Origin of the sequence: Pseudozobellia sp. WGM2, assembly GCF_017810075.1 — a bacterium.
Taxonomy (GTDB): domain Bacteria; phylum Bacteroidota; class Bacteroidia; order Flavobacteriales; family Flavobacteriaceae; genus JADNYK01.
Genome location: NZ_JADNYK010000003.1, coordinates 699,925 through 721,990, shown reverse-complemented (window position 1 = coordinate 721,990; position 22,066 = coordinate 699,925). Strand labels below are relative to the sequence as shown.

General features: G+C 40.7%; 15 protein-coding genes. 9 read left to right on the top strand and 6 right to left on the bottom strand.

From position 1 onward, the window contains the following. Positions 1-495 precede the first annotated feature (495 nt). The 4 genes from IV512_RS09870 to IV512_RS09855 all read left to right on the top strand — a co-directional run bounded on the left by IV512_RS09870 (position 496) and on the right by IV512_RS09855 (position 4,764). Positions 496-2,517, top strand: a complete 2,022-nt coding sequence (locus IV512_RS09870; RefSeq protein WP_245224717.1) for a hypothetical protein — start codon at positions 496-498, stop codon at positions 2,515-2,517. A gap of 380 nt (positions 2,518-2,897) precedes the next feature. Further along, positions 2,898-3,323 carry a hypothetical protein gene (locus IV512_RS09865; RefSeq protein WP_209402852.1) on the top strand — a complete coding sequence of 142 codons (426 nt, stop codon included), beginning with the start codon at positions 2,898-2,900 and terminating at the stop codon, positions 3,321-3,323. A gap of 3 nt (positions 3,324-3,326) precedes the next feature. After that, positions 3,327-3,872 (top strand): YceI family protein, encoded by a 546-nt coding sequence (locus tag IV512_RS09860; protein WP_209402850.1) that lies wholly within the window; start codon positions 3,327-3,329, stop codon positions 3,870-3,872. Next, a complete protein-coding gene (locus tag IV512_RS09855) occupies positions 3,859-4,764 on the top strand; it encodes a DUF5777 family beta-barrel protein (RefSeq protein WP_209402848.1) in 906 nt (301 codons plus the stop codon). The genes IV512_RS09860 and IV512_RS09855 overlap by 14 nt, the downstream gene beginning before the upstream one ends. A gap of 54 nt (positions 4,765-4,818) precedes the next feature. Here the strand turns inward: IV512_RS09855 and IV512_RS09850 are convergent, their stop codons facing one another. Next, positions 4,819-5,943 carry a LytTR family DNA-binding domain-containing protein gene (locus IV512_RS09850; protein WP_209402846.1) on the bottom strand — a complete coding sequence of 375 codons (1,125 nt, stop codon included), beginning with the start codon at positions 5,941-5,943 and terminating at the stop codon, positions 4,819-4,821. Positions 5,944-6,328: 385 nt separating this feature from the next. Between IV512_RS09850 and IV512_RS09845 the strand changes: the two genes are divergently transcribed. From IV512_RS09845 to IV512_RS09825, 5 genes are all read left to right on the top strand, one after another. Beyond that, on the top strand, positions 6,329-7,471 hold the full coding sequence (locus IV512_RS09845) for a DUF4198 domain-containing protein (RefSeq protein ID WP_245224716.1): 1,143 nt from the start codon (positions 6,329-6,331) through the stop codon (positions 7,469-7,471). Position 7,472: 1 nt separating this feature from the next. Further along, positions 7,473-8,153, top strand: coding sequence for a HupE/UreJ family protein (locus IV512_RS09840; RefSeq protein WP_209402845.1), 681 nt, complete (start codon positions 7,473-7,475; stop codon positions 8,151-8,153). Then, complete coding sequence (locus tag IV512_RS09835) at positions 8,143-8,598, top strand: hypothetical protein (RefSeq protein WP_209402843.1); 456 nt, start codon at positions 8,143-8,145, stop codon at positions 8,596-8,598. The genes IV512_RS09840 and IV512_RS09835 overlap by 11 nt, the downstream gene beginning before the upstream one ends. A 191-nt stretch (positions 8,599-8,789) precedes the next feature. Continuing rightward, positions 8,790-11,939, top strand: a complete 3,150-nt coding sequence (locus IV512_RS09830; RefSeq protein ID WP_209402841.1) for a TonB-dependent receptor — start codon at positions 8,790-8,792, stop codon at positions 11,937-11,939. A 9-nt stretch (positions 11,940-11,948) separates the two neighbouring features. Continuing rightward, positions 11,949-13,406: a RagB/SusD family nutrient uptake outer membrane protein gene (locus IV512_RS09825; protein WP_209402839.1), complete on the top strand. Its 1,458-nt coding sequence runs from the start codon at positions 11,949-11,951 to the stop codon at positions 13,404-13,406. Between the two features lie 64 nt (positions 13,407-13,470). On the opposite strand, the gene IV512_RS09820 is transcribed toward IV512_RS09825, so the two are convergent. The 5 genes from IV512_RS09820 to IV512_RS09800 form a co-directional block, all read right to left on the bottom strand. Next, on the bottom strand, positions 13,471-14,730 hold the full coding sequence (locus IV512_RS09820) for a hypothetical protein (protein ID WP_209402837.1): 1,260 nt from the start codon (positions 14,728-14,730) through the stop codon (positions 13,471-13,473). A 128-nt stretch (positions 14,731-14,858) separates the two neighbouring features. After that, positions 14,859-16,667: a prolyl oligopeptidase family serine peptidase gene (locus tag IV512_RS09815; protein ID WP_209402836.1), complete on the bottom strand. Its 1,809-nt coding sequence runs from the start codon at positions 16,665-16,667 to the stop codon at positions 14,859-14,861. A gap of 11 nt (positions 16,668-16,678) precedes the next feature. After that, positions 16,679-17,932, bottom strand: coding sequence for a mechanosensitive ion channel family protein (locus IV512_RS09810; protein ID WP_209402834.1), 1,254 nt, complete (start codon positions 17,930-17,932; stop codon positions 16,679-16,681). A gap of 140 nt (positions 17,933-18,072) precedes the next feature. Continuing rightward, positions 18,073-19,191 (bottom strand): glycoside hydrolase family 88 protein, encoded by a 1,119-nt coding sequence (locus IV512_RS09805; RefSeq protein ID WP_209402832.1) that lies wholly within the window; start codon positions 19,189-19,191, stop codon positions 18,073-18,075. Between the two features lie 6 nt (positions 19,192-19,197). Then, entirely contained in the window at positions 19,198-21,948 is a 2,751-nt protein-coding gene (locus IV512_RS09800) for a glycosyl hydrolase (RefSeq protein WP_209402830.1), read from the bottom strand. Positions 21,949-22,066: the final 118 nt, after the last annotated feature.

The following is a 22,066-nucleotide window of genomic DNA, read 5'->3' as shown; positions in this document are numbered from 1 at the left end:
AATATAAGCTTCAATAGGTCCGTAGATAATTCCAAGGTCGGTCGTTTTTACGCAAAGATCGGACTCCTATATCAATCCGCACACAACTTTTGAGATTGATCCCAAAAAACCTTTTAACTGAATTGATTTACCCCTCATATTATTCCTTATTAAGTCTAAAAATTCTTGGTAGCGGTATTTATCTTTTTATTTATCAAGTTTCAATAGTTTGAAAGCCTTATTCCTCTTCGGTTAAAATTACTTGGACATACCCACTTAAATTAGGTCGTATGCTTCTCTAATAGGTCTTACCTAACACTCATGGTTTAATAGCTCGACAAAGAATCTGAAAATCACCCATTTCCCCAAGTCTAAAAATTCACTCTTAGCCCCAAAAGTTCATCTTCAACCATATTTATACGTGTGAGGAATATATAATTTATTGATTTGTATAGGTTTAAGAATAATCCAAAATTTCTTGACCATGAACAATAAATTAAAATCCAAATTATGATTATGAAAAAAAATTCACTCAAATGGACCCTGAAAATCGGTGCTTTGGCACTGGGGTTTGCATTTTTGGCATCTTGTGACGATGACGATAATGCGATAGTAGACGAAATGGAAACGCCGACCTGTACCGATGGTATTATGAACGGCGATGAAACAGGTGTTGACTGTGGCGGTACCTGCACCCCTTGTGAAGAAGGCATGGAGTTAGGGCGTAGAGCAGAGCTTTATGTAACCAACAACTCGAATGGACACATCACTAAATATAGTGTTACAGGCGATTCTTTGGTAACCTTTGCTACGGCAACCGAGGCTGCCGAGGGTATTTACTACGACAAAGAAGAAGATATTGTGGTTCAGGCTTCTCGTTCTTCATTGCAATTAGAGGCCCACAAAGGTATAAGCATGCTAATGGAAGATACCGATATAGCGGTTGATTTTGCTAGTGCGGCCGATTTAGAAAGCCCAAGAGAGCTTGCTGTTAGCGGGTCTACATATGTAGTTGCTGATAACGGTTCGAACAAGTTTTTCGTGTATTCTAAAGATGGAGATAGCTTTACATTGACCAGTACGGTAAATGTTCCGTTCCCGGTTTGGGGTATAACCTTCAAAGGAAAAGACTTGTATGCCGTTGTTGATACCACTGGCGATTTGGCCGTATACTATGATTTTGAGGCAAACGCCGGTGATGACTTTCTTTATCCTTCAAAAAGAATTACCATCGAAGGTATTGTGCGAACGCACGGTTTGACTTATAGTGGCGCTGACGATGTTATGGTCATGACCGACATAGGTGATGCAGCAAATACTGCCGATGATGGTGGTTTTCATGTAATCAGTGATTTTTCGAGCAAGTTCGATGCACTTTCCGATGGTGAAGTTTTGCCGTTGAGTCAGCAAGTACGAGTTGCAGGTTCTTCAACCTTAATGGGTAACCCGATAGATGTTGCATATGATTCTGAAACCGATGCGGTTTATGTGTCTGAAGTAGGTAATGGTAAAGTGTTAGGTTTTACTTCTATCGATCAAGGTGGTGATATGGCACCTTCTTTTAATAAAGACTTGGCTGCCGCTTCTTCTATCTATTTCTCCAGTGATGAAACTGATGGCGATACGGGTACCGAATCTGTAGGTTTGCGTACCGAATTGTACACTACGAACAACGCTAACGGAGATATCAATGTGTATGATGCTATGGGAGGTTTGATCAAAACCATAACTTCTGAGTCTAGCGCAACCGAAGGTATCTATTATGCGGCAATGAACGATGCGGTAATTCAGGCGTCAAGATCGAACTTGATGTTAGAGTATTATGATGGTTTCAACGGTCTTGCAGATGGTAGTATGGCTACTGCTGCTTTTGCAGGCAACGCCGATTTGGTCAGCCCAAGAGAGATTGCCGTTTCCGGGGATAAAGTTGTAGTTTCCGATAATGGTGAGAACAAATTCTATGTGTATTCCTATAATGGATCTTCATTTGACCTTGTGAATACATTATCTATCGATTTCAATCTATGGGGAATCACTTTCAAAGGTGATGACTTACTTGCTGTTGTCGATACGACCAGTGATTTGGCAATTTTCAATGATTTCTTGCAAACGAATCAAACCGATGGTGTTATCGCTCCTGACAAGCAAATTACCATTGATGGTATCGTGAGAACGCATGGTATCGATTATAGCGAGGCTGATGATGTTCTTGTAATGACCGATATAGGTGATGCGGCCGATGCGAATACTGATGGTGGTTTTCACGTAATCGTAGGTTTTGAAGCCAAGCTAGATGCTGCTGAAGACGGTGGTTCTATTGCCATGGGTGATCAGGCTAGAATAGCTGGGCCATCAACTTTGATGGGTAACCCAATTGATATCGCTTACGATAATAAGACAAAAACTGTATTTATTGCTGAAGTGGGTAATGGTAAAATACTTGGCTTTACCAATGTCTTAAATGCGAGTGGTGATGTTGCACCTTCAATCAATAACGATTTGATGTCGGCATCTTCAATGTATTTATATAATAACTAATACTATAGATACGTAATCTAGAAAATGCCTGTGAAGAAAAAGCAGGCATTTTTAAAAGCGAGATACGGGTAAGACGAATATAGACAGCAATACTAATGTGCTGATCAGTTGAAAACCCAGTGTTCGCTATAAAATTAAGACGGAAACAATTGCTATGAAGAAGTTGTTTTGAAAGAGGGGAGACCGATTAGTTCGGTTCTCCCCTTATTTTTGAAAAAACAGGCCTCAAGTTACAGCACGGTTCGAAAACCTTTTGGTTATTCATCTTTGGTGTTAATTGAAAAAGAAAAATCGAATCGATTATATTTAATTTGTAAATCTTTGATAGAGTTACAAATAGAAATTACTGGAAGAGGCGGAAGCATCCCTTATAATTAATTATGAAAATCAAATACATCAAAAGAATAGTTGGTCTTTCAGCAGTGCTGGTATGCTGTTCTTATCTGTATTTTGTGATTAATGAAAAACCTTCTTATGACACCTACGCAAAGAAAACCGATATAAGTATAAGTTCCGATAAATTATTAACTTCCTTCAGTACCAATGAAACCAAGGCAAATACAGACTTTACCGAAAAAACTATAGAGGTTGAGGGCAGTATTAAAAAAATCACCCATGTAAATAATCGTTATACCGTATTATTGCAAGGGCAAAGCGATACTTCACATGTCATATGTGACGTGTTGCCATCGAGCATAGAGAAGGTCAAAAAATTAAAACCGGGGCAGACAGTTCGTTTTAAAGGGGTCTGCAAGGGTTATTTATTAGATGTCATTATGCTGAATTGTATACTAATCAAGGGTTGATAAATGAATACTATAATTGCGCTTATTTTTTCCTTTACCTGCTTTTGTGCGTTCTCTCAAGACAAGATTATTGCACGTCAAGGTCAGGTTTCTTTTTTCTCCTATACTTCCGTAGAAAATATTGAGGCGGCCAACAATCAAGTTCTTAGCATTATAGACCTTTCTAACGGTGATATCGCCGTAAGTATGTTGATGCGGGCTTTTGTGTTCAAAAAAGCTTTGATGGAAGAGCATTTCAATGAAAGTTATGTAGAGTCGGATCTCTACCCTAAATTAGAATTTGAGGGCGAAATTGTCGATTTTGAGATAGATGCCACAACAGCCCAGACTAAAATGGTCAAAGGTAAAATGACGCTTCATGGCGTAACTAGAGAAGTAGAGGTAAAGGCCCAAATAGAACCTATAGAAAACGCTTATGTATTGTCTGGAGAATTTGATGTCGGCGTTTCTGAATATGAGATAAACGTGCCCCCATTGCTGCGGCCGAATATCGCAAAAGTTATTAATGTTATGTTTAGATTTGAATACGAGCCTTATGAAAATCAATAGATATATCTTACTGTCAATGACGATGTTTTGTGGCATGTATCTGGCCACGGCTCAAGATTTGCTTGAAATTCTGGATAAAGAACTGCCCGATACGCCACAATATACCCAAGCGACGTTCAAGGCGAACCGTATCACTTTTGGTCAATCTGTAGAAACCAGAAAAAAAGGTACGCTAGAAATTATGTTGGGCACCAAATACTGGAATAGAGCCGAGAGCAGTAGGCGTAGTTTTGCCTCTGATCTCTTCACCGCGCGTATAGGTCTAGAATATGCTTTTACCGATAGGTTTACGTTTGGCGCAGGTGTAACTTCTTTTGACGGAATCATAAACGGATTGGCCAAATACCGATTGGTTAGACAGCGCGACGACACGAACAAATCGCCTATCAGTATAACCCTTTTTCAAAGTACCTCGTTCTTGACACGCAGTTATGGCAAGATTGTATTGCCCGAAGACAGTTCAGACCGCTTCAATTATGTGTCTAAAGTTATCTTTGCCCGAAAATTTGACCGTAATTTTTCATTGCAGCTATCGCCGACCTACATTCATGCAAACTCACGACAATTAAACTACGAGACCAATGATTTTTTTGCAATGGGTTTTGCGGGAAGATATAAATTGTCGAACCATGTATCTTTAGCGTCAGAGTATCATTATGTGGCAGGCCGTGACGAGGGTTTACAGGGTTACAATTCATTCGGTTTAGGGGTCAATTGGGAAGTAAGCGATTTGATTCTACAGTTTTCGTTGACCAACGCCGTTAGCTTCGATGAAGCAGGTACTATTTTGTTCGGCCCAGAGAATTTCAATTTTCAAGATGGGGCATTACATATTGGTGTGAGTGCTACCTATATTTTTCATTTGAAAAAACAAAAACTAAGAAAGGATTAGCTCTGTGTGACTGATTTATAAGAAGTTTAAATAAAAAAATACTGACTAGTATTTTTATTTGTTGAGCCACTTCTTAAATTCGGAGGCTTTGTTTTTTCCTATAATAATATCGATGTCACAATCGGGTGACATAACTATCTTTAAATTGTTCTTTCCGTAGCGAATAATCTTTTCAATAGAAGAGATGGCAATGATGAATTGTCTATTGGCGCGGTAGAAAAAATCACTGTCCAAATCAGAATAAAGATTGTCGAGACTGTCATTCACCGTTGAGCGTTTTCCTTCAACATCGATTACATAGGTAATGGTATTTTCAGTGTAGATATAAGCAATCTCTTCAATACTAACAGGCAAAAGCTCATGACGTGAGTAGGTAAGAATCCTTTTTTTGGTCTCTTCCGTTTTTTTGCTCTCCAAAATTGCTTCTTGCTTAGGTTTTACTTCGCTCACCTTTTGCTGATACCGGTCTAAGGCTTTGTTCAGTTTAGCAAGGTTAATGACTTCTTCCTCTAAAACCTTCTTCTCCGATTCTAATTTCCGCTCATAAAAACTTCCAATCAGTCGTACTGTAATAACGGAAGATAAAATTATGACGAAGCCCATGATCGTCAAAATGATAAAAAACTTATTTCGAAGTTCGTTGATTTGGTCTGATATCAATTTTAAATTGGCATGTACGCCCACGATCCAGTCAGTATTGGCAACTGGGTGCAAAAAGATGATTTCGGTATCCATCTCGCCAGAATCAGGCTTGTCGATATTCTTCGTATCCCCATAATTTTGCAAAAGGTTATAAAAATCTTCTGATGTTATTTCACCGTCTACTGTTGAGACTATAGATTCATTGGGGGCCATTTTTTGGCCGACCCTAGTAATATCTGGGTGGCATACCTCTTTGCCCGACCAATCGAACATACTTACGAACACCGATGGCAAGTTGGTGCTCTGTATACTTTTTTGAATGTTTTGAACTACCGTCTGCTTGTCAAGTCCGCTTTCTAATTGGTAGCTCGCCAAACCTGCTATACCCTTGGCCTCCCTTCTGCCCGACTCGAGTTGGGCGACCAACATCTGATTGGCGCTGGCCTTTACAAAATATTGAGCTGCAATACCCGCAATTATGATGAATATAATGGCTATGGATAAGAAGGTGAAAAAGTAAAGTCTGTCCTTTCTCATTATTAATTTATCGATAAAACGATTTTCAAATATAAACTATATGACCATCACGCAATCACCGTAGGTGCGAAAGCTAGGTTTTCAATATTTATATAATTTGCTCAAAAGACAATTTTTTTACTCTTACCCAATTGCGTGAGAGTTACATTTTCCAAAGAAATAGAGGCAATACGAACAGCGCATATTTCACGGAGCACATGGCCCAAAAATTCATTTTTGCGTATTTCTATTTTTTGTTGAGGATGCTTTTTAAGAAAAAATAAGTGAAAATCCTTAAATCTATAAGAAGTGGTACTTAATCGATAGAACCGTACAACCTATCCTTTTTTAATTATTTTTGATACTATCGGCCGATTGATGGCCATGCTAAAAATTGACCACTACTATGAAAAAGAATTTAATTGCCCTAATGGGCCTGTTTTTGCTATGCAGTCATGATATGTATCTAAAAATGGATACGTATTTCGTAGATGCAAATCAACAAGCGACCATACATCTTTATAACGGAACTTTTGATAAAAGCGAAAATGTTATAGATCGTGATCGAATGTTAGATGCAAGTCTAACAGGTAATGGCGAACGCTATAAGATTACCGATGATCAGTGGAGTGAAAAAGATAGCATAACGATTCTCAGTTTTAAGACAGGAGATTCGGGTACTTGGGTGGCAGGGGTTTCTACCAAGCCACGAAGTATAGAGATGAAGGCCGATGCTTTTAACAAATATCTTGAACATGACGGTGTTTTAGACATGCTCGAATGGAGGCAAGAGAATAAAGCTCTTGACAAAGATGCCGTCGAACAATACTCTAAGCACGTAAAGACGATTTTTCAAGTCGGTGACAAAACTTCTGACGACTGGAATGCAAACTTGGGCTATCCTATAGAGTTTATACCGATGAGCAATCCGTATGACAAGCATACGGGCGATGATTTAAAGGTCAAGCTTTTGTTGAAGGGTGAGCCATTGACCAATCAATTGGTATATGCCGATTACAAGCCAACCGAGAATGGGCATACCCATGGCGATTCGATTGAACACTCACATGCAGATCAAGCACAGGGCCATTCGCATGAAGAAGAGGAACACTCACACTCCGCAACTGCCAAAGAGCATTCACACTCACATGAAAAATCAGATGAAGCTGAGCATGGCCACAGTCATGATCACGATAAAGCAGCAGAGCACAGTCACGACCATGATGAAAATAATGTAGAAAGTCATCAGCACACTTCAGGTCAGCAACTTAGAACTGATGAGAATGGGGTTTTGACAATGAATCTAAAGGCAGATGGTATCTGGTACTTACGTACAATTCATCTGGCACCTAGCGAAGAAGAAGGTTTGACCCATGAAAGTAACTGGGCGACCTTGACTTTTGAAGTGGTACACGGCCATAGCCACGAAGCGGGTGCCGAAGGTCATGTTCACGAAGAAGAAGATGGTTTTCCATCATACCTATTTTGGATTGGCAGCCTTTTAATACTTGGCGGACTCTTCTTTTGGTTCAACAAGAAAAAAGAGTAAGATGAAATCAAGATTCAATTTCATCACTGCACTCTTATTGTTTTTGGTGCCTGTAGGCCTTATGGCACACGGGGTCAGCTCTGCCGATCAGGCTACCTTAGATAATGGAGGTTTGCTATCTTATATTTATGTAGGGGCAAAACATATGGTTACCGGCTACGACCACTTGCTCTTTTTGGCCGGGGTAATATTCTATCTCGCTGGATTTAAGGATATTGTAAGGTTCATTACCGTTTTTACCTTGGGGCATAGTATCACACTCATAGGGGCTACCTACTTGGGCATAAAAGCAGACGAGCACCTCATAGACGCGGTTATCGCACTGAGTGTTCTTTATAAGGGTTTTGAGAATCTAGGTGGATTCGAGAAAAAACTAAAAATAAAGTCGCCCAATCTATTATTTATGGTCTTTCTTTTCGGATTGATACATGGTTTCGGCCTATCCACACGATTGCAATCCTTCGAGGTTGGTAAAGAGGCGTTTTTGGCCAAGATTGTTTGTTTTAATATTGGGGTAGAACTAGGTCAGGTGCTGGCATTGATACCAATAGTTTTTTTAATTACCCAATGGCAAGGAAAGAGGAGTTACGATTCTTTCTATAAGGCAGCCAATTTTTACCTGATTATCGCAGGTGTAGCATTATTTATTTATCAAATCTATGGTTATATAAATGGGCATTAAGCAATGCCTAAAACAAGTATTCACAGGGGGTTTCTGCAAACCCAAGGATACCACTGTCTTTGGCCTGCCCGTTCCCCTTGTACGGCTGTTTTTTCTATCCTTGGGCTTGTGGATGCTACTAAAACCGCTCTATCCGATAATGGAGTACATAAATAACTACGATTACATAGTTGAGGTGCTCTGTGAGAATACAGATCGGCCAACTATGCAGTGTGATGGTAAGTGTTACTTGGCAAAGTTATTGGCAGAAGAAACAGAGCATACCAAAAATCCGTTTGCAGAGAAAACCTTCAAGTACGAGATACATCAAATATTTTCGGAGGTTGAAACTACCGATTTTCCAAAGCTGATTACTTCTAGCAAAAGCTTTATAGACCCCAAAATGTCCTACGCATTATTGTGGGCCGGTGACTGGGCGCCACCACCAGAGGTATCTGTAGTGTAACTATTATTGAGATGTCCGCCTTCATGAAATAAACTACCAGTTTGTTGTTCAATGAAACTTACCTGTAGGGCATCAATTTCAATTAACAACTATTACAAGTCGGCACTAAGATGAAGTACTCCAGTATATTCAAATAGTAGTGGAATGCAAATTTCTAAGCGCCAAACATAAAAATCTATAAATTCAATTACATGATATCATTTTCAATGGCCGGTTTATTTGAACAAAAGGTCATGTTTCGAACCAAAATACTTTTCATGGGTGTACTATTGGGCTTTTTGAGCCTTGAAGCCCATGCAAGCGCTGTTTTAACTGAGAAATCAGATGCAATTGCACAAAACCAAATTCAGGGCAAGGTATTGTCAAATAGTGGCGAGCCCCTGGTCGGGGCCAATATTGTAGAAAAAGGCACGGTGAATGGTGCACTAACAGACTTTAATGGCAATTTTAGCCTAAACGTAGCACAAGACGCTACCTTGATTGTTTCCTATTTAGGGTTTATCACTCAAGAAGTGTCCGTAAGCGATAAATTCGACCTAGTGATTACGTTGGCAGAAGATGCCACGGGTCTTGATGAGGTAGTCGTTACAGCTTATGGAACTTCCAATAAAAGAAGCTTTACCGGTTCAGCTACCAAAGTGGTCACCGAGACCCTGACTCGGACTTCGGCAGCCAGCTTTGAAACCGCCTTGCAAGGTAGTGTTTCGGGGGTGAACGTCTATACCACAGGTCAACCAGGGGGTAGTTCAAATGTACAGATAAGGGGCGTTGGTTCTATAAATGGACTAACTCAGCCACTCTATGTGCTAGATGGTGTTGTCATCAACACCGATAATAATTCTCGTATCGGTGGTAATGGTGCTGTCAACAATCTGAACCCGTTATCGACCATGAATACCTCAGACATTCAAAGTATTACGGTACTTAAAGATGCCGCCGCCGCTTCATTATATGGTTCGCGAGCTGCCAATGGGGTCGTTGTCATCACAACTAAAAAAGGTAAGAACGAAGAAACGGAGCTAACCCTTGGTACGGAGTTTGGCATTACCCGAAACCTTACCGAAGAAAAAACCCTTAACAACCAACAGTTTAAGAACCTATGGCAAGAAGGTCAGTTGCACCAATATATTCAGAATAATGAGGATGGTGAGTTTGGCAGAGTGTATGCCGATGGAAATTTGTATAATCAATACTTGGCAATGGCCCAATCTGATTATGAATCGGTCTATGGTGCTTCATTGGCCAATTCCGATTGGTTAGACGCTATTTATAAAACCGGTTCGATACAGAAATACAATCTTTCTGCCCGAGGCGGAAGCGAAAAAACAAAATTTTATATCTCAGGAGATGTATTGGACCAAAAAGGAACCATTATCGAATCGGGCTACAAGCGGTATTCCGGGCGGATAAATTTAGAGAACAAGGCCAAAGATTGGTTGACCATTGGCGCTAATTTGTCCGCTGCCAAATCGGAAAGAAATACAGGGCAGTACGACGGTGAATATGCTGGCGGTCTAAACCCTTTGTATATGGCTAGGGTATTGCCCCAAGCAGCACCGATTTATGACCCTAATGGCTACGAGGGTTATGCCGATCTACCGAACGATATCGAAAAAAATGCCAACCCGATAGGGGTCATCAAAGTAGGTGAATATGTAAACAATGAGTTTCGTGTACGAGGAGATGCCTTTGCGGAATTTAATTTATACGACGGTTTAAAATTCAAGACTACTTTCGGCATCGATCACCAGTCTAATGAAGAATCGCTGTACGACAATAAAGAGTTCGGTGCCGGTGGTGGCGTTTGGAACGGGGTACTCTATGTTTCTCAAGGGGAGGTATTTCAATATACAACTTCTAACCTGTTGACCTATAACAAACAAATCGACCGCCATGGTTTCGGTGCCCTTTTGGGGTTTGAAAAACAGGAATCTAAAATGAAGTCCATCAGAAATGCGGGCTACGATATTTTAGACAGCGACCTATTGTCATCAAGCAGTATTGGATCACTTTGGTCTTGGAGCGGTTACTCAGAGAATTACTCGCTGTTATCCTACTTCTCAAGATTCAATTATAACTTTGATCAGAAATATTTCTTATCGGCAAGTTATAGAAGAGATGGTTCGTCGCGCTTCGGTAAAGATTCGCGATGGGGCGATTTTTGGTCCGTTTCCGGAGGTTGGATTATATCCGAAGAAAATTTTCTTGAGTCCGAGGCTATAGACTATATGAAGTTAAGGGCTAGTTATGGAACCAATGGAAATCTGCCTCCTGATTATTATGCGCATTTGGCCTTTTTCAATTCTGACGGACAAGGTTACGGAGGAAATTCGGGCCTTACCTACGGGCAATTGGCAAACCCAGACCTTTCTTGGGAGTTAAGCAACAATTTTAATATAGGCTTGGATGCTGTTCTTTTTGACGGTTTGAACCTCTCGGTAGAGTACTTTTCAAAAAAGACCCAAGATTTACTGTTAAACATTCCGGTTTCATCTACGACAGGGTTTAGCAATCAATTACAGAATTTTGGGGAAATGAAAAATAACGGGTGGGAAGTATCGCTCGGTTATACCCCAATTACTGAACAAGATTTCTCTTGGGAAACCCGATTGAACCTTACGATGCTTTCAAACGAAATTACCAAGTTGAAGGGAGATTTGACACCAAGTTATAACGCCACCAATGGCCAAAACCCTACAATCATTAGGGTGGGCGAAAGTCTCAATTCTTTCTATTTAAGGGATTATGCGGGTGTGAACCCTGATAACGGAATGGCACAATATTATGTGCTGGAAAATGGAAACAGAACAGGTGAATTCACAACTAATGCAGAAGAGGCCGGCTTCGGAATTTTTGGTAAGCCGCTTCAAGATGTTCAAGGTGGCTTTTACAATCAATTGGTGTACAAAGACCTTTCGTTAGATTTCCTTTTCACCTTTGGTATAGGTGGTGAGGCATACGACCGTACGGCATTTAAACGTGACGATGATGGGTTTGCGCCACAGTTCACCAATACGGTGGCACAACTTAACCCATGGAATCCGAATAATACCGATTCAACCGTGCCGATTAGAATAAATGGTAACCCCACTTTTTCGAACGATGTTTCTACACGGCATTTATACAGTTCAGATTACCTAAAGCTTAGAAATGTAAAACTCAGCTATAGGTTGCCCAATTATAAGTTGTTGCAAGGCGGTACGGTGTATGTTCAAGGTGATAATCTCTTGTTGTTTACCGAACTTGACGATTACGACCCAGAGGCGGTGGCCAATGGGGTCAATTTCTTTCAAGTGCCTACGGCCACTAGTATAATCTTAGGGTTACAGTTAAAATTTTAAAATTTAGAAATGAAATATTCCAATTATATAAAAGCGTTTGTTTATTCTTTTGTGGTCTTAACCATTCACGGATGTAACGAAGATGCGCTCACCCAAACCCCAGACCACGTTATTTCAGAAGATTTGGTAATCAATTCGGTCGATAAGCTTCAGAATCTTTTGACCGGATCGTACAATGAAATTTCGACCGGTGAATATTTAGGCAGGGTACTTTACAAAAGGGCTGCGGTTAAAAGTCCTGATTTTAGGTTCGTGAAAACCATATATAATCCCCGTGATTATGAGCAAACCGAATACCGCTACGAAGAAAGTAGCAATAATAATGGCAGTGCCGAACTACTTTGGTTAAAGTGTTACAAGGTTATCGGTAACCTCAACCTTATTTTAGACAATATCGATGATGCCGAGGGCAACGATGATGTAAGGCAGCAAATCAAGGCAGAGGCACTTGGTCTAAGGGGCATGGTCTATTTTGATCTGGCCCGTACTTTTGCTTATCCTTGGGCCAAAGAGCAGGGTAGCGCGCAGGGGCTTCCCTTAAAATTAAAATCCGATGAGGTTGTAATCGAACGGAGTAGCCTAGAAGAAACATATGCCCAGATAACTTCCGATTTAAAATTGTCTCTCGAAAGTCTTGGGCCCGATTCATTTACTCAAGGCAGTACCAAATATGTTACACAACTTGGGGTAAAGGCTTTGTTGGCTCGGGTGTACCTTTATCAACAAGATTGGGCAACCGCATTAACCTATGCCCAAGAAGTTCTCGACCAAAAAGATGAAAACGATTTGATGACTCCCGAGAATTATGTTTTTAATGATTATACGACAGAGTCGTTGTTCGAGTTGAGCGTAGAAAGTGAAAATTCGGTTGGTAGTAATGGGCTAGGAGCTCAGTTCGATTTCAGGGATGGGGGTCAAGGTGATGTTATCGCGACCCAAACCTTTGTAGATCTACTTCAAGAATATGCAGGTGATCCTAGGGCACAACTATTGACCGAAGACAAAGAAGAGACGAGCCAGGCTTTTGTAAAATATGTGAATCGAGAAGGGGGTGCCGGATTGAGCATACACAACATTCCGATAATTCGATTGTCCGAGATTTTCCTCATTGCTGCCGAGGCCTGTGCCAATGGAGCCGGTGGAGGCGAGTCGGAAGCACTGATGTACCTGAATGCTTTGATTCAGAAGCGTACTACGGATTTTGATGCCCATAGCGCATCTGAATCGGGAGAAGAACTTAAAGACAGAATTGCAGGGGAAAGACGGAAAGAGATGGCGCTTGAAGGGCATGGGGTCTATGATTTTATCAGAACTGGAAGGCCAATAATAAGGCCTGAATCTGACCATGTAAATACAGGCATAAATGTAAATAACTTAAATGCGGAAGCATTTTCCGCTAAGACCATTTACCCTATACCAGCTTCGGAAGTGGAAGCTTCAGGGATGCAACAAACGGAAGGATACTAAATAGTACTGATTAGAGAATATTAAAGCGGGGGCGTATGGCTTCCGCTTTTTTTATGGAATATTATTACTGCAAAATACTAAAACTGTCTAGCTCTAGATAGGCTGAGGCAATAGTAGAACTATTATTTTCTAGGGCAGTCCATGCGAAATAGAGTTTGTTATCAAATAAACACATTTGCGGAAATCCCGTTTTTCGAGAACCATCCAATTTAGAAATGGTTACAGATGGAGACCTTTTTCCTTCAATATTGACTTTCGCAGCTTTAATATATGTCGAACTTCCTGTTTTTTCCATCCAACTAACGAAGGCATTTTCGGGGTCTATCAATTCGACGTCTACTCTTCCTAGCGGGTTTGGTCCGCTCACTTCCACAGGTGTGCTAAAATCTTCTCCACCATTCTGTGAAAAGATAATTTTGACACTGGGTCTTTCATTGGCTCCCGTATACCACGCCACAGCCAAGCTATTCTTAATAGCAGAAGCTTTAGGTCCGTTTACGGGGCAACCATTAATTTGCCAGCCATCATTATGAATGGGTTTGGGGGTCGTCCATTTACCGTTCACCAATCTGGTAATTGCGATATCCCTAATTTCTTCATCCGTACGATCTCTGTAGAGCACCACTGGGCCATTTTCTGTAATTGCAGCCGTAGTTTGGCAACAACTGCAGGTCTTGTTGTCTAACAAGGTTCTATCTGTTACAGCTCCTGAACTGAAAACTGTCGCGGCTCTAATGGTCATATCGCCACCATGACCTGAATGATCGTGATTGCCCCCCCTTGCAGTTTCCCTGCCATCTAACCAAGTAACAAAAAACGAATCGTCTTTATAGGGCAGTGCCGTTACAAAACCATGTTCGGTCTTAGTACCGTCGGTGTGTAGTTTGTTTTGAATTACCCATTCGCTTTTGCCTTTAGGTTTAAGTCTTAAGTTGATATCGTAAGAAAATGTCGCGGGACTCGTTTTTTTAAGAAAATGGGCCAAAAGGGTACCGTTGTTCTCGGTAATCGATGGAAAATCTGCCCAATTAACGAACCACCCTTTGTCGGTGATAATTTCATTGGGTGTACTCCATTTGTCTTCTTGCAGGTAGGCATAGTTTAATTGGCTGGTCGAGTCATCTAACATTGTAACCCAAGAAAGAATGGCATTTTCTGAATTTGAAAATAAAACAGGCAAGGAGCTTGCCGGGCCTCCTGAGAACTCGACCTTATTGATAAAACTGGTTTCTTGTCTTTTACTGATTTCACTTTTCTTCTCACTTTTGCATCCGCAGAAAATACAGATGGCGATAGAAAGAACTAGGGCTAGCTTGGTACTCATTCGAATTAAAGTATGGTCGTGTTTTAGATGAAAGTAAAAATAAGCAGAAGCATTAGGGTAAAAGTTGAAATGTATATCTCATTTGAGAATCTAAAAATAAATTATACCGAAAAGTTTAAAATAATTCGCTATTCCCTTTTTAACTTATCCGCCACACTCTCAGGTACTTTGATAACAGTACCATGGCGGGTGCCTTCTGGAAATACAATTTGGTCGCTGATGTCTTCCCAGTTTTTAAGGTCCTTAGAACGAACCGCCCCATATTGATGGTCGATATACTTATCAAAATAAACCACCCACTGGCCGTCAACTAGAGTTGCTGTTGGCCCTTCGGCCCAATATTTACCTGTTATGGGTTCACTAGCTGCACTATAGGGCCCCTCTAGCTTGTCGGCATAAGCGACCTTAATATTTTTTTCAGCCGGCTCTCTAGTTTCGTCTTTTAAAAACATAATAAATTGGCCGTCAAATTTTTTAATGCTGGAATCAATAACATTAAATCCGGGTTCGTAAAGCAATTTGGTTTCGCTGAAATTCTCAAAATCTTTAGTGGTTACATAGTACATTCGGTGATTGTAACCACTTTCTTCGTTCGATTGGGTTTCGGGGTACATACCTTCAATCGTTGTGGCCCAATAAATCATGTAGATTTCGGTTTTTGGGTCAAAGGTAATTTCTGGGGCCCAGGTGTTTCTTGCTTTGGGCTCGTGCCCCATTACAGGAACGAATTTTTGTTCTGACCAATTGATAAGGTCTTTCGAGTGGGCATAGCCTAAGCCTCTATCCGTCCAACTGACCGTCCATACCATATGGTATTTTCCATCTCCGCCCTTTATGATACATGGGTCTCGCATGAGGGAATCTTTACCCACTTTCGGAGTCAAAAATGATTCATCGTTTTTTAAGGTTTTCCAAGTGTACCCGTCTTCACTATGCGCAAAATGAAGTCCGTCTTCGCCATTTCCCTTAAAATAAGAAAACAGGTAAGTTTCCTTTTCAGGAATCAATTGCTGAGCTCTAAGCCAATTTTCACAATCGGTAGGCCAATACTGGTTGGTACCTTCAATACCTAGTCCCATCCCATGTTTTCCTTTTTCGTATAGGTGCATTTCTGCGGCCACCTTATTATTCTTGAGCGCTAAGTAATAGTCGATACTGTTTTCTACTGGTACCGCTTTGTCCACTGTTGTATGAATCAAAAAAGTAGGTGGAGTGTTGGCGTCGACCTGCTTTTCGTTGGAGTATTTTTTGAGGTTTTCAGCACTGGCCTTTTCGCCCAAAAGGTTATTGCGAGAGCCCATATGGGTAATCTTTTCATCCATAGAAATTACGGGATAAATCAATATGGAAAAATCAGGCCGAGCACTTACGCTATACGCTGACGTGTAGACTTTATCGTCATAATGTGTAGAGAGAGTAGATGCCAAATGCCCTCCTGCGGAGAAGCCCATAATACCGACCTTATTAGGATCAATTTTCCATTTTTTGGCATTCGAGCGCACTATTCGCATTGCTTCCTGTGCATCTTGCAAAGGGCCGACTGTTTTATTCTTCATTGTTCTGTCGTTTGGCATACGATATTTTAGTACAAAAGCAGATATGCCTAACGAATTGAACCATTTTGCGACCTTATGCCCTTCCTTTTCAATGGCTAAATGAGAATAGCCACCACCGGGGCAGACAATTACGGCCGTGCCCGAGTTATTTTTTTCATCTGCCAAATAAGGAGTCATTTCAGGTGTCGAAACCTGACTATAGCCACGAATATTGCCTTGATTGTCGTACTGTACCTGCTCTTTAAAAGAAGAATCTTCAATGGCGTCAGGTGCTCCATTAGGCCATACAGAAATTGTATTTTGTTGTGCCTGAGCCGAGAAAACTGCAAAAAGCACTATGAATATGAGGGTGGGTTTAGATAGTTGGATGATTTTTTTCATTTTTGGTTATTTTACATTTGCGGTACAGGTGCCAACTTGGTTGGCAATTCAAATATTTCTAAATCAAAATAGGGCAATGCCGCAATAAGGTGGTCGAATATATCGGCCATTATGTATTCATAATTTTCCCATCTCTTGTCAGAACTAAAAACATAAATTTCTAATGGAATACCCTGTGGAGTGGGTTCTAACTGACGCACCATTAAAGTCATACCTTTGTTCGTCGCTGAATGACTGTCAAGATAATCATTTATATATTTTCTGAACACCCCGATGTTGGTCAAGTTTCTTCCGTTAATCGCTAAATTTTTATCTATTTGATTCGATTCGTTATGAACATTTATTTGCTCACTTCGTGAGTCTAAATATGGTTGAACGAGCTGAATTTTCTTCAAGTTTACAACATCTTCATCAGATAAAAATCGAATACTTCTTTGACTAATAATCAATGAACGTTTGATGCGCCTACCCCCAGATTCTTGCATACCACGCCAGTTTTTGAAAGAATCTGAAATTAACGAATATGTAGGTATGGTGGTAATCGTCTTATCGAAATTCTGTACTTTGACCGTAGCTAGGGTAATTTCAACGACATCGCCATCAGCTCCGAATTTATCGAAAGTAATCCAGTCGCCAATGCGCACCATATCATTGATGCTTACCTGAATACTTGCGACCAAGCCTAAAATGGAGTCCTTAAATATCAATAGAATTACCGCCGAACCCGCACCTAAGGCAGTAAAAAATTTAATGAATTCTACACCCGTGATGATGGCGATAATGGTCATAATACCAACAACCCAGGCAAAAATCATGAACACCTGAATGTAGCTGTCCATAGGTTTGTCACGAAATTTGGGCTTAGTTTTTAAGTAATCGTTGGTGCTTCTAAATATGCTTTTGACCGTAAAGAGAGTTAGAAAAACAAAGAGTATACTTAGAATTTTAAAAACGATGTTTCCGGCATATTCAAAATCGATAAACGCAAATCGTAATGTCTCAAATAAAAGGGCCAACGGCAATATATGGGCCATATAACGCGGAACTTTATTAGCGACCAAAAAATTATCATAATTTGTTTTAGACTTTCGGGCAAAACGCAGTGAAATGTTACGTAAAACCTTCCAAATAATCACGTCTAAAAACCACGCCAATATGAGCGCGCTTACCATTAGTATGAGCATGTTGAGGTAGGAGGCGGCATTTTCGCCCATTCCTATTTCAAGAAAGTAATTGTGAAGTATACGTGATAATCCCTTGTTCATTGCTAAGTTTTGAGCCTGTAAGCAACAAAAATACATTTCGAAAACCAATCAAAGTTCAACTTGCAGGCTAATAACAAAACATTAAGTAAATGCGATGAAATTACCGAGGTGTCAACTACAAAATCTATAAGAAATTAACGCTATTTCATCTTGTAAACCTCGCTTCCTGCCAAGAGAAAACAACCTAAACCGTAATCTTCAAAGTCAGGAACCTTGTCGTACGACAACGGCTGACCGTCTTTTGGCTCTTTTCCGGTAGATTGAAGATAGCCCAAAAACCCCGATTCATGAAGACCGTCGGAAATCATGGCATCCCATGCCCTTTTTATGATGGGCAGATAGATTTCTCGATCAAGTAAATCGTTATTCACACCATAAGCCATAGCATAAGTGAAAAGTGCAGTGCCCGATAATTCCTTCCCACCATAGTTCTTGGGGTCATGCAAGCTAACGTTCCAAAACCCATCTTTTCTTTGAATAGGTACAAGGGCCTTGGCCATGGCCTTAAAATCTTCGATATATTGTTCTCGGTGCGGAGTATTTTCGGGAACGATCGAAAGTACCTTGGCAAGGGCAGCGATTACCCAACCGTTGCCACGGCTCCAATACGAATCTTCGCCATTAGGTTCGGTATAGGGTGGGTCGAAATCGGCATCGCGCCACCATAACCCATCTTCCGGGTTGTACAGACCTTTTTCACCATGTTCATTACGCGTGAACATATACATTTCATACATCTTTTGATAGTAGCGCTCATCATTTTCAAGAACGCCCATCTTTGCAAATACGGGCATACCCATCTGTATGGCATCGATCCACCACCAATCATCATTTTGAGGTGTATTCAGCAACATATTCATGGTGGACCTCGTGTTTTTTAACTTGCTTGATTCAGGAGCTAGATTGTATAGGTCAATATAGGTTTGGGCGGCGCAATAATCATCGGCATTTCGGTTGGCGGTGCCATATCGAAAGCTCCAGTTATGAAACTCGGCCCAGTCGTAAGCGTATTGGTAGTATTCCTCTTTTGGCCAAATCTCGTACAAGGCCATTAGACCTTCGTAATAGACACCCCGTGTCCAGATATTACTGGGGCGCTCTTTGTTAGTAACGATCGTTTTGCCTACATCGGGCCATTTCTTCATAAAATAAGCATTGGCCGTTTGCATATGTTCCAATACTTTTTCTCTGTCGAAAGGTTGCGCATAGATTAGGGCAGAAGAGAAAAGGAGAAGGGTAAATATTGCTATTTTTTTCATATCGTTTTAGTTGTTTTGTTCGAGCTTTAGGGGTATGAGAACAGGACTTTGCAATAATCCCGAAGGCATCGGGCTCCACTTTGTAGCATCAAAATCTTTATAATCTTTGTCAACCATGTTGATTTCGTGAAAAATCTTCCATTCCTCACCACGAATTTCTTTTGCCCTAATTCTGTTGGCCGGTAAGTTGGTGACCTCGATTCTTAGTTTGTTCTTGCCCTCTTTTAGGTTGTTAAGGTTGATTTCAAAGGGGTTTGACCATAAGGTTCCGACGTAGGTATCGTTCAGCCAAATTTTGGCGCTTTCACGAACATCGCCCAAGTCTAGTTTCCAAACTTTTACTTCTTTATCAGGATTTTCGAACTCTAACTCATATCGGGCGGTACCTGAAAAATATTCGGCATCTTTAGAGAGTGTTGTCCAAGATTTTAATTGATTCAATGTTGATGCTTCCGGAAGTTTCGGACCTCCTTTTAAAAATGATATTTGCCAATTTCCTTTTAAAGGATGACTAAAGTCTTGCGTACTGTAATAGTTCCAATTCGGCATTTGGTCAAAAACGCCTGTTTTGAGGAAAAGTGAACCCCCAGAAGGAATTTGAACTTTGACTAAAGTCTTTTCTCCTTCCTTTTTTACGTGGGCTTTACCGAACTTCCCATTTAAGGGCTCAAAAATGGCAACCTCATCTGCTTTATGGGCCAGCGGAACATAAGATTGGATAGCTTCGGAAGTATGATTGACCAAATAGTAGATTTTCTCTCCATCAATTTCCCTACGAATAAATTTGAGCCCTGTTGCCACTAAAGTTTCCGGTAACACCTCAACCTTTTCTAAATCTTGAAATAAATTTTGGGTTATTTCTAACCCCGACGATTCGGAGAGTAGCTTTTTTAACGCTTCATTTTGTGATGTATACTCGTGAAAACCAGGTACGCTTTCCGGTAAGCCTTCAAAAATTATTGATGCGCCTTCTTTTTTCATCGCAATCAACTTTTCTAAAGTCGCCAAAGGCATACTCTCACATTCGGGTATTATTAAGCTCTTATAAGTGCCGCCGGGCATTACGATTTGATTATCGACTACTTTAGCTTGTTCTATAAAGCGGTCTGAAATGAAATCGGTAGCAATACCATGATCCATCAGTTTTTGGGTAGTCGAGTAGAAATTAGTGTTCAACAACCACTCGTTCAAAGAATGTATCTTGAACTGAAAGAAAAGAGTTCCCTTTAAATAATCGTCCCAAACGTCGTGAATGGGCCAATAAAGCAAGGTTTCATTATCAGGTTTTCCCGATTGAAGCATGCTCTGGCATCGTGTGATATAAGAAAATAGTTCAGGGGCATCTTCCCAAATCGTATTGTTGGTATTAAAATTGACCGAGGCGTAAAACTTCCATCCCGGCCAAGCCGCTCTTTCTGGGGAATAAGTAGACCCGTGTAGAAATATATGGTTTACCCCGTTCAGTAATAAATCCTCGGCTTCGGGTTTACACTGCGAGAGGGCCGTTTTAAAATGATCTCTCAACCATGTGAAAGTCTCGGAAGACGTTAGCGGCTTACCCGAAATATGCGCCGCCGAAGATGAAAATTTCAGCATCACCGGGTCGGCATCACCTTCGCGAATATCTTCTTGTTCTCGTCTAAAGCCTTTAATATCGTAGGGCATAGACCCAAACGTTTCACATTCGGGAATATCTGCAGAAGCATACATGTCGATAAGATTTCCTGGAGAACCATGAGCTTGAAGTCTTGTTTGGTATCCTTTTTCATTGGCCCAAGTGGTCCATGGTCGGTCAAATTCGGTCAAAAGAAGGTCGGACAAGGTTTCGCGATAATCGCTACGCACCCTGTTTGCTTCATCATTATCGCCACTATAAAGAAGCGCTAAATGCGGTTTTAGGTCATACCCCCTTCTGTTTTGAAATTGTTCAAAAAAATCGGGCGTAAAATCTGTTCCGTAGACTTCATAACTATCGTTGAAAATAGTTCTTAGGTTTTGTCCGTGATTTTCAAAGGCTTCATCAAATGGCTTTACATAATCATTAAACGCTGCTTTAGAATAGTGATCTACGGTGAGACCTTTGCCACCTGGCGCGGCTCTTTTCACTTGCTGCCCAGTTTTGCCTTCGTAAAGTATATATAAAGTGAAGTTGTTGCGCTTCGCTTTCCATTTTAGCCTGTCGTTTTTTACTAAAGCAGTTAGATTTTCATGATTGCCTGCCTCGTCAAAAGCCAGCACATACCTCAATTCGGCTTTGGCTCTATCTTTCTTGTTTTTTGGAAGTAGTTCTATTTCGACTTTTTCACCCCTTTTTACAATGAGGGTATCAACTGCCAATTTTGTAGCGGCATATTCATTGTTTACTTGTGGTCCTCCATAAGGCCAACCCGTTCCCAGGGTCATATCTACCTGCATACCGAGACTGTCGGCTACGGCAATCGTTTTATCAAGAGCCTGTAACCATTCTTCCGATAGATACTCTAGATAGTTGTCTTCTTCGCCCTTTACCCCATAGATGGGTTGAATTTCAACGCCACCAAGACCCGCTTTTGACATGGCAGTAAGGGTGTTTTCAATGTTTTTGTCGTCAACTGCGTTACCCATCCACCACCAACGTGTCCAAGGCTTATTGGTGTTGTCTATTTCTGGCCACGCATTTTTTTCTTCTTGGGCAAAAGAGCAGTGATATGAACTCAAAAACAGCATGATAAATACAATCGATTGCACTAATAGTGCAGAAAAGGCAGTTTTTTTCATATTTAATTTCTCAATTCATTTTTTTGTTCGGCCCCTAAAATAGTGGGTGTTTCGAACAACTGCATCCTGTAGTGTTCTGTATCTCGAGAATAAAAGCAGTATACTACAGGATGCAAGG

Excerpts from the sequence above, each read along its gene's own strand:
- IV512_RS09825 (WP_209402839.1), top strand. The coding sequence starts at position 11,949 with ATGAAATATTCCAATTATATAAAAGCGTTTGTTTATTCTTTTGTGGTC.
- IV512_RS09810 (WP_209402834.1), bottom strand. The coding sequence starts at position 17,932 with ATGAACAAGGGATTATCACGTATACTTCACAATTACTTTCTTGAAATA.
- IV512_RS09850 (WP_209402846.1), bottom strand. The coding sequence starts at position 5,943 with ATGAGAAAGGACAGACTTTACTTTTTCACCTTCTTATCCATAGCCATT.
- IV512_RS09840 (WP_209402845.1), top strand. The coding sequence starts at position 7,473 with ATGAAATCAAGATTCAATTTCATCACTGCACTCTTATTGTTTTTGGTG.
- IV512_RS09835 (WP_209402843.1), top strand. The coding sequence starts at position 8,143 with ATGGGCATTAAGCAATGCCTAAAACAAGTATTCACAGGGGGTTTCTGC.
- IV512_RS09830 (WP_209402841.1), top strand. The coding sequence starts at position 8,790 with ATGATATCATTTTCAATGGCCGGTTTATTTGAACAAAAGGTCATGTTT.
- IV512_RS09855 (WP_209402848.1), top strand. The coding sequence starts at position 3,859 with ATGAAAATCAATAGATATATCTTACTGTCAATGACGATGTTTTGTGGC.
- IV512_RS09820 (WP_209402837.1), bottom strand. The coding sequence starts at position 14,730 with ATGAGTACCAAGCTAGCCCTAGTTCTTTCTATCGCCATCTGTATTTTC.
- IV512_RS09800 (WP_209402830.1), bottom strand. The coding sequence starts at position 21,948 with ATGAAAAAAACTGCCTTTTCTGCACTATTAGTGCAATCGATTGTATTT.
- IV512_RS09805 (WP_209402832.1), bottom strand. The coding sequence starts at position 19,191 with ATGAAAAAAATAGCAATATTTACCCTTCTCCTTTTCTCTTCTGCCCTA.
- IV512_RS09870 (WP_245224717.1), top strand. The coding sequence starts at position 496 with ATGAAAAAAAATTCACTCAAATGGACCCTGAAAATCGGTGCTTTGGCA.
- IV512_RS09860 (WP_209402850.1), top strand. The coding sequence starts at position 3,327 with ATGAATACTATAATTGCGCTTATTTTTTCCTTTACCTGCTTTTGTGCG.
- IV512_RS09845 (WP_245224716.1), top strand. The coding sequence starts at position 6,329 with ATGAAAAAGAATTTAATTGCCCTAATGGGCCTGTTTTTGCTATGCAGT.
- IV512_RS09815 (WP_209402836.1), bottom strand. The coding sequence starts at position 16,667 with ATGAAAAAAATCATCCAACTATCTAAACCCACCCTCATATTCATAGTG.
- IV512_RS09865 (WP_209402852.1), top strand. The coding sequence starts at position 2,898 with ATGAAAATCAAATACATCAAAAGAATAGTTGGTCTTTCAGCAGTGCTG.